Origin of the sequence: Clostridium lacusfryxellense (genome assembly GCF_018861735.1) — a bacterium.
GTDB lineage: Bacteria > Bacillota > Clostridia > Clostridiales > Clostridiaceae > Clostridium_AD > Clostridium_AD lacusfryxellense.
The window spans coordinates 43,829-53,260 of sequence record NZ_JAHLEB010000035.1 but is presented as its reverse complement, the minus strand read 5'-3'; the positions used below and the strand labels follow the sequence as shown (position 1 = coordinate 53,260).

At 31.0% G+C, this 9,432-nt stretch carries 7 protein-coding genes; all 7 read right to left on the bottom strand.

The window, feature by feature from the left end:
* Window positions 1–105: 105 nt before the first annotated feature.
* The gene (locus KPL55_RS17435; protein ID WP_216308023.1) at window positions 106–1,062 is read right to left on the bottom strand and encodes a response regulator; all 957 of its coding nucleotides are present in this window, start codon (window positions 1,060–1,062) and stop codon (window positions 106–108) included.
* 26 nt (window positions 1,063–1,088) lie between these two features.
* Window positions 1,089–2,939 carry a sensor histidine kinase gene (locus KPL55_RS17430; protein ID WP_216308022.1) on the bottom strand — a complete coding sequence of 617 codons (1,851 nt, stop codon included), beginning with the start codon at window positions 2,937–2,939 and terminating at the stop codon, window positions 1,089–1,091.
* Window positions 2,940–3,212: 273 nt separating this feature from the next.
* Window positions 3,213–4,046, bottom strand: a complete 834-nt coding sequence (locus tag KPL55_RS17425) for a carbohydrate ABC transporter permease (RefSeq protein WP_216308021.1) — start codon at window positions 4,044–4,046, stop codon at window positions 3,213–3,215.
* Between the two features lie 17 nt (window positions 4,047–4,063).
* The gene (locus KPL55_RS17420; RefSeq protein WP_216308020.1) at window positions 4,064–5,011 is read right to left on the bottom strand and encodes a carbohydrate ABC transporter permease; all 948 of its coding nucleotides are present in this window, start codon (window positions 5,009–5,011) and stop codon (window positions 4,064–4,066) included.
* A gap of 121 nt (window positions 5,012–5,132) precedes the next feature.
* Window positions 5,133–6,431 carry an ABC transporter substrate-binding protein gene (locus KPL55_RS17415; protein ID WP_216308019.1) on the bottom strand — a complete coding sequence of 433 codons (1,299 nt, stop codon included), beginning with the start codon at window positions 6,429–6,431 and terminating at the stop codon, window positions 5,133–5,135.
* Window positions 6,432–6,616: 185 nt separating this feature from the next.
* Entirely contained in the window at window positions 6,617–8,011 is a 1,395-nt protein-coding gene (locus tag KPL55_RS17410) for a DUF4340 domain-containing protein (protein WP_216308018.1), read from the bottom strand.
* The gene (locus KPL55_RS17405) at window positions 8,008–9,420 is read right to left on the bottom strand and encodes a GldG family protein (protein WP_216308017.1); all 1,413 of its coding nucleotides are present in this window, start codon (window positions 9,418–9,420) and stop codon (window positions 8,008–8,010) included. Before KPL55_RS17405 ends, KPL55_RS17410 begins: the two co-directional genes overlap by 4 nt.
* Between the last annotated feature and the right edge of the window lie 12 nt (window positions 9,421–9,432).

Sequence of the window (9,432 nt, the reverse complement as noted above, 5' to 3'; positions counted from 1 at the left end):
ATGCTTTTTCCTTATTTATAAAGTGATTTTGCAGAGATAATCTGACGTAGATTACCTACTAATAATAGAAATAAAATGACGTTTCACTTAGTTATAATTTGACGTTTAACAACTATCAACTCCACTAGGAACATCTCCAGTCTTTATTACTTTTCCATTTCCAAGAATAAATTTATATCTCATTAAATACATGCATTGTTGCAAAAGATTTCTAATATCTGATATATTTTCACATATATCACTCATCGATACTGTGACACTTATATCTGATAACTTAAATTTCTCAACTACTTCGACTGAAAAATCAGTACATTTTTCATTTACAGAACAGCATATGCTTGAATTTACTATGTAAACGAAATGTGAATCATCAAGCATAATAATTGGAACCCCGCCGAATTTTACTGAAATATCCCTAAACCTCTCATTTACTTTAATTGTAAAAAACTGCTTTTGTTCTACCGTTTTTTCTTCTGTGAGACTTTCATATTCATCGATTTCTATATAAACTAATTTAAAAAATCCTTTTTCAAGTTTGGATTCCAAATATTCAGCCTTTTCCCACATATTTTCTTCATCAGTAGCTTCACTATAAAGGATTTCCTTTATAAAATTTTCCAAAAGTTGTGGTTTGCTATTCTCTAGAATATTCTTTAATTTATCAAATTCTTTTTTTAATCCAGCACTCTCCTCTATTTCTGAAATAGCACTCATGAGGCATTTAAACAATTCTTCTTTATCTAAAGGCTTCAGTATATAACCATAAGCATTAAGGACTAGTGCTTTTCTTGCATATTCAAATTCATCATACAGAGAACAGAAAATAATTTTAATATTTGGAAAGTGCATGTTGATATTTTTAGCAAGTTCAAGCCCATTCATAAAAGGCATTTCAATATCACTAATAATAATATCTACATTATTTTCATGTACAAACTCTAAAGCCTCCTTACCATTCCCACATTCTCCTACAATATTAATAATCTCATTAAAATCAGTAAGAATCACTCGCACATTTTGCCTGTCAATAGCAAAATCATCTACTATCAATAAATTAAACATGAGCACACACCTCTATTCAATTTTATCTAATTTAATATATTCTTCTTTATTAACGAATCTAAGTCAATATTTGTAATCACTGGTAATCTCATAATTACATTTGTTCCCTCACCACAAACACTTTCAATTCTTACTCCATATTCATTCCCGAAAAATAGCTTTATTCTCTTAATTACATTACCCACTCCATAACCTTTTTTAACATCCTTATAAGAAGTAATACTGTTTAACTCATCAACTATATCCTTTTCAATCCCCATACCATCATCTGAAATTAAGACCTGTATTATATTCTTTTCAAGGCTCACACTCAAAACAAGTGTCCCTCCATTTTTAGGTCTAATCCCATGTATTATTGCGTTTTCTATTACCGGCTGTAATAAAAGCTTAAGAGTATATAACCCATACACAGCTTCATCTACATCAAAAACCGTGTCAATATGAATTCCATATACTTCTCTCATCAAATACACATATATATTTATCATGTCTATCTCTTCCTTAAAAGTTGATATAGTCTTCCCCTTGCTTAAAATACCTTTGTAAAAATTTGATAGATTATTAACTAATTCAGCAATTAGGATGTTATTTTCTTTTTTAGCAGTATAACTAACCATTGCTAATGTATTATATAGTAGATGAGGATTTATCTGCATCTGAAGTAACTCTAACTTAACTTTATTCATTAATATTTGTGATTCATATTCCTCATCAATAAGGTTACTAATTCTCTCCACCATATAATTAAATCCTTGGCTTAACTTTCCAAGCTCATCTTTAGACTTACAGTTTACCTCAACATTCAAGTCACCTTTCTCAACCTTTGCCATTGCTTTAATAACTTCTTTAATCGGTATTGAAATTGATAGTGATATTATAAGTGTAACAATAATAGTTAAAATTAAAGATAATATACTTACATACAATATACTTTTTGTTATTTTCAACGCTGCGCTTGTCAGTTCTTTTTCCGGCACTACCGCAATATACTTCCATCCAGTAAATGAAGATGATGAATATATGGCAACCATCTCTTCTTTTGTCGCTCTATCTTCATATGTAAATTGTCCTTTATTTTTATCTAGCATTTTACTGATATATTCTTCTTTGTTATCATTTTTGCCTAACATTTTGCTATCTGGATGCGATATTATATATCCATCTTGATCAACTATAAACATATATCCATGGGTACCTACTTTAACTTTTGATAGTATTTCTTGAATTTTATCTGGTTTTATATTAATAATCATTACTGCTGATTTATTATCCTCTAACAAGAAATTTAATGACTTTACATAACTTATAACAACATTTTCATCAGAATCATTAATAATATCCTTATGTGGAGGTAGAAATAAATTTTTATCATGGAATCTCTCTGCCTTTTTATAAAAATCCGTTCCAGTTATATTTTTAACTCTTTCCTCAGATAATGCATAAATACTTGAGTTTAGAGGTATCCCAGGTGATGATAAAGAAACACGACCTGGATTAATTATTTGTATTCGATCAATTAGATTATCGGACAATACAATACTATCTAATCTTTTTCGTGCACTCATAAGACTATCATTATAAGTACTAAAGTCCGTATTTTTTTTAGTTAAAAGTCCATAGAATTCAGAATCCGATAGCAATTGATAACAATAAGTGTCTACAGATTTAATCAATGAATCTACATAATCACCTGTTTGGGTCAACCCCTGTTCTGTTGATGCTATAAACTGTTTCCTCATTTCATTATTTGTAATCTTAGTGGAAATTATATTCACAAGCAAAAGAATTGTTAATGCAACGCTTAAAAAATATAATATAAGTTTTGAAAATATATTAAAATTAAATTTAATTTTTCTAACTTTAAAATACCTAAACATTCCTCACACCTCTTTCACAAACGACTAATTTTGATCATTTTATACACACCCTTAACGATTTACATAATAATACATTTGCTTTGTTAATTGCAATTATACCATATCTATATAATGAATTAGAATGTTTAATTATCCTCTACGTAAGTTTTTTAAATCATATTCTGAGGATCTAAAATATTAACGACTTCAAAAGGAAGGTTTCCTACTTATATATAGGAAACTTCCCTTCTGAGATATCATTAACATTAATTTATGGGGTAATATTTAATTTACTTAGCCTTTTGAACCAGTAGTTGCAATGCCCGCAATAAATTGTTTTTGGAAGATCATAAAGATTATTAACATTGGCCAGATAGCAATCATCGATCCTGCCATTAGTTGAGGAAAATTTGTTGAATATTGCCCTTGTAAGGATGCTAGTCCAGCTGATAATGGCATCTTGTCAACTGACATATTTACAATTAATGGCCACATTAAGTCTTTCCAAGCAAATAATGCTGTGAATATTCCCATTGCTATTAAACCCGATTTTGTTAGAGGCATCATAATTTTTGAAAATATCTGCCATCTATTACATCCATCCAAAATAGCCGCCTCTTCTAGCTCATCAGGAAGACTCATAAAGAACTGTCTAAGTAGAAATGTACCATACGCACTTACTACCCCAGGTAAAACTAAAGCCTTTATACTATTTAACCATCCTAATTTAGAAACCAGTAAATACTGTGGAATTATAAATATTTGCCCTGGAACCATCATCTGAATAAGAACAATCATAAATAAAATATTTCTTCCTGGAAACTTTATTCTAGCAAATGCATATGCAGCCATCGCACTAAAAAAAACAGAACCAATAATTCTAAATGTTATCATTAAAACAGAGTTTAAATAAAATTTTCCAAAAGGTAATAGATTAAATACGTCTGAATAGTTACTCCACATAAACTTACTAGGTATCAATGTAGGAGGCACTGTTGTAGACTCCGTGAGAGTCTTTAGTGATGTTATAAACATCCATATGAATGGAAGTAGCATAGCTACGGCCCCTATTATAAGCAAAACATGAACTAAGATAAGATTTGGGTTAGATTTAGTTTTTCCTTTCATTGAATACACCCCCTTGATTATTGATAATGAACCCATTTTTTTTGTAGTTTTAGTTGAATTGCAGTAATTATAAAAATTATTACCAATAATAACATTGCTATAGCTGATCCATAACCCTTATCATTTAGCAGGAACGAATTTTTATAAAATAAAAATACTAAGGATTGAGTATACTCAATACCTATTGTTCCAGTTCCCCAAATCATGAATATATAATCAAATACCTGTAATGAACCTATTATGCTTGTAATAACTACAAAAAACATGGTTGGAGATATTAATGGAACTGTTATTGAAAAAAATTTACGTATGGGACCTGCACCATCAATATCTGCAGCCTCAAAAAGAGTTTTAGGGATACCTTGTAGTCCCGCTAATAAAATAATCATATTGTAACCTAACCCACTCCATATTCCTATAATAATTATGGATATTAGCGCTGTTTTGGGATTTGTAATCCAATTTGGTCCATTTTCTATACCAATGAGTGATAACATATAATTTATTAAGCCATAATCAGTACTATAAAGCCATTTCCAAACCATAGCTATTGCAGCCGGAGCCGAAACCATAGGTAAAAAATATATTGTACGATATATTGATTTCCCTTTTATGTTAGTATTTAATAAAACTGCTGCTATTAACGACAGAAGTATACCCACTGGAACAGAAACTAATGCATATGCAAAAGTATTTAAAGACGCATGAGCTACACTAACATCACTAAGTAATTGTTTATAGTTAAGTAATCCTGCAAACTTTCCAGCCCCTCCAAAATCACCATTTTTGTGAAAGCTTAAGTTTAAGGTGTAAAAAATAGGCCATATATTTAGTATTATGAGTCCTATAATAGTTGGTGCAACCATCAAATAACCCCAAGCATAGTCCTTGTATTTCCTGTTTCCTATATTATTTTTTTTAATTAAAATGTCTGAAATATCAGTTTTGCTTATATTAGTTTTCATTATGCAACCTCCTTATTGTTCACTCCCTTACCCAAAATAACATAAACACATATACAAGTCCAAAGCTAATCCACTAATATTTAAGTTTCTGACTTTGAACTTGCATACCTTTTATAATTAATTATTTTTCAGTAGCCAAAAACTCATTCATTTCCTTCGCAATTGTAGTACATCCCTCTTCCACAGTTATCTGATTTGCTAAAATTTTTGTAATTAATGTCTTTTGTGATTCTTGCCATTTTGGAGCTGTTTTTGAATTCATATATATAACACCATAATCAAGCATTTCAGGATATACCTTTAAATTGAATTCTGGGCTAAACTCTGCCCATCCCTTTTCTGTTCCCTTATATGCAGGGATAGCTGAGCCATTTGAAGCTTGTAGTTCATTAGCTTCTTTAGTTCCCATGAACTCCAAAAATTTCCATGATTCTTCTGCATTTTTGCTCTTAGCTCCAACAACATTACCTAATCCATTATATATGGTTGCTTTTCCCTTTTGATGAGGCATAACAGCTACGTCACAATTTGCTTTTACATAATCATTACCTTTGAATTCACTTACCATCCAAGATCCAAAGTAAGCCATCGCAACTTTTCCTGATTCTAAATATTGGGCAGTTGAGGTATCTGCAAATTGTTGTACTGTTGGCGATACTTTATGCTTATTACTTAAGTCTACCCACCATTGTACTGCTTCTTTAGTTGCTGCTTGGTCATAACCTGACTTTGTCTTATCCGGCGATGTAACATATCCCTTGTTTTGGTATATGGCATTCCAGAAACCCTCTTGATCACTATATGGAGCTAAAAATCCATATACACCTTTTGATTTATCAGTTAACTTCTTTGAAACTTCTACTAACTTGTTCCAATCCCAAGTTGCATCAGGATAAGGAATCTTAGCATTATCAAACATAGTTTTGTTGTACCACAAACCTATTGTATCGTAATCTTTTGGTATACCGTAATTTTTTCCATCTGCCTTATATAGCTCTACAAGCCCTTTAGGAAAATTATTTAAATCCACATCTTTGCTACTCTTTAATTTATCAGTAATGTCCATGATCATTCCATTGCTTTGATACTTTAAAAAATTATTAATATGCATCCAAAAAACATCTGGTAAAGCACCCCCCGTTGCTGCTGCTTCAAGTTTTGTCCAATACTGATCCCAAGGTGTAACTTCAACTTTCACTGTAATACTAGGGTTCTTTACATGGAAGGCATCAGCTATGGCCTTCATTCCTGGTTCTTGATTCTTGTCCCAAATTGCATAAGTTATAGTTACAGGGCCTTTTTTAGTATTTTTTGCATTTGTGCTAGAAGTAGTTCCTGAACTGCCACAACCAATTAATGCGGAAACAATTAAGGTAGTACAGGTTGCAATTGCAAGAAATTTCTTAAGACTTTTACTCATTTCTTAAATCCCCCTCATTTTAAATATTAACTTAAACAAATCTTTGTTATCTACAATATAAGTTTATCAGAGAAATAAGTAAACGTATACAATAATATCCTATGAAAAACTATGATTTTCTATGATATTAAAATTTACAACGTCAAAAAGACTATACCTTTTTACAGTATAGTCTTCTAATAATCCTATTTTAAATTTCTTAAGCTAGTTATCATTTTATTTACTTTATCTTTTGTAATTACAAAATCAGATTTTCCATCCCTAAATACAGCATAAAAATCATCATTATAAGGTACAAAATCAACGACTTCTTGTTTTTTACTTCCCTTATTAATACTATAAGTAATGCTAATTTCAGGCTTATCTTTTAGTTCTTTATCATTTTCAGCATCTACTGTAAGACCTATTATTTCTTGATACTGAGTCTTAAATTTACTTATTTCTATACTCTTACCATTTAATTTAGAATTAGTAGTTACAACATCTGGATCTCCTGCTTTTGTTGCCTTTACAGAAGTTCTCGAAAGTAAAACTATGTCCTTTTTACCATTTGCATCAACTACAATTTTATCAACATAATCTATATTTACAATGTATACAAATTTACTTATCACATCAAAAGGCTTTAACTTAAATGTATCAATTACTGTCTTATCCATTATATACACAGTATTAGCTTCAGCAGTTTTAAAATACACACTACTCTCATCTTTGTTTTTACCTATAAAAAGATGCAATGTATTTTTACTATCTTTTAGTATAAGTTCCATAGATGGTTTGTCTAATCCATACTTACTTAAATCCTTTGGGTTATCTTCAGCTATGTCACTAACTACAAGATTAGCAATAGCCGCAGTCACCGTAGTGATTTTCTCAGAATCTACACCTAACGGTACATTATATGCTCCTGTAAGCATCCAAGTGTTTACATTATATTGAATCTCTTCTGCGCTTAGGCCAGTATTTTTTGTAATAACAATTGGTGAACTTCCGGCTTGTGCAATTTTCATATAAGTAAGCGATGCAGCATCTATAGCAGTTAATGTATTATCTCTATAAGCTGACTGCTTTAAAGAAAGACTGTCTACAGTACTAACAGGTATAAGATATACACTTTTAATACCTTTTTCACTTGCATAATAATTGGCTCCATCTGCACTTTTATCTCCAATTAATAGCGTTTTATCTAAACCGGTACCAGATATAGCTACATTTATAATTGGTTTATCAAGTCCATATTTTTTCATATCTTTTGCATCATTTTCCACCAATGTTCCTGTTAAATTTGTTAATGGGTCTGTAACACTAGTAATAGCGGTTTGGTTAAGCTTATGATCATAATTTTCAATGGACCATACCTTCGCTTTTTTCACAAAGGTATTCCCACTATTAGTTCCAGTAACAATTATCTTTGAAATTTTAGTGCTATCGAGTTTCCAAACTTCAACACTAGCAACGCTTTCACTTGTAGAACTCGAATCCTTTTCAACAGTTTTAGGATGTTTGGAAACATAAAAATATGCTCCACATAATAAGAGTAAAATAACAACTAATGTAACAATACCCTTAGCTTTCTTCATAGATGTCTCCTCCTAAGCCATACAGCAACTCCTGCAATTAGAACTATAGCTGGAATTACTATTACAACCAATGCGGAAATTCCAAGTGTTTGTCCCTTAGTAATTTGTAAAGGCTCCGTTGTTAAATCTTTTGGAGTAACAGAAATATTCTCCTTAAGGTCCTGAACCCAATTCATGCTATTCATGAATAGGTCCATGTTACCACCACCTGCTACATTGATAAATCCTGAAGATGAAAAAACAACAACTTTAGCAGAATTTGTTTCTTGAGTATCTGTTATCGCAACTGCTACATCAAACGGGCCATCTATATCTCCAGCTTCTTTCTCAGTAGTTGTGCTATTTATATCTTTCTTTCCCCAAGACTTATCAGACGTTGTAAGTAAAGGCTCAATTTTTAGCGAAGCTTTCTTAACCTTTAATTGATTAATTGGTTGTCCTACTGGAAAAAGAATAGGTAAATTTGCAGAAACCATAGGATCTATAATAGCATGAGTGTTCATTTTAGGGACAAGATACACTGGCTGCTGATAATAGTTTGCTGCATCCCCTTCGAGTATTATAGATTGCTCAATTTGAATTCCAAAATTACTCATTAGTTCATTAAGATTTGGAAGTTTTACCTTTTGTACATCCACTAAAAATATTCCATGACCTCCCTTTGAAAAGAAACCTTTTAACTTAGTTAATTCGTCCTTGGTTATGTCAACTGATGGAGAACTAACAAGAAGCATATCTCCAGACGCTGGTTTCCAATCACCTGTTAATAAATTTATCGTTTTTACCGTGAAGTTTTGATTACTTAAACCTTGCGAAACTTCAGTAGATAATGCTTGTTCCTTATGTCCTTGTAAATTGTAAATAACTGAATTCGTATTACTTACTACGTACATTATAGCTCCTGTGATTTTTTGTTCCACTGCAAGCGACTGCACAGATGTCTCCCCTGTAGTTTGATCTTGAGTTGTATTGTATAACTCACTTTCATTAATGACTTTAAATTTGCTTCCACTCTCAACTACTATACTCCCATTTGCAATTGCACTTTCAGTGCTACTATATTTTTTTGCAACTTGAGGATTAGTACTCGGATCTATATATTTTAGTGTTATTTTCTTAGACTTATCAGGATATTTATTTATTATTTCTGAAATTCCTTGATCTTCACTACCCTGTTTGCAAAATATAATAATATTAATATTCTTACTTAGCTTGTCCATAACTTTATAGGATTGATCTGATAATGAATATAATTTATTCTTTGTCATATCATATTTTAAATCCAATTTATCAACTATTAAGTTAGCAACTAATAATATTACAAGTACCATAGATGTTATTAATGTTGCATAACCACCATATCTAAACTTATTACTTTTAAAAGCTTTTTTTATTTCTAACTTTTTCATATTCATCCACCC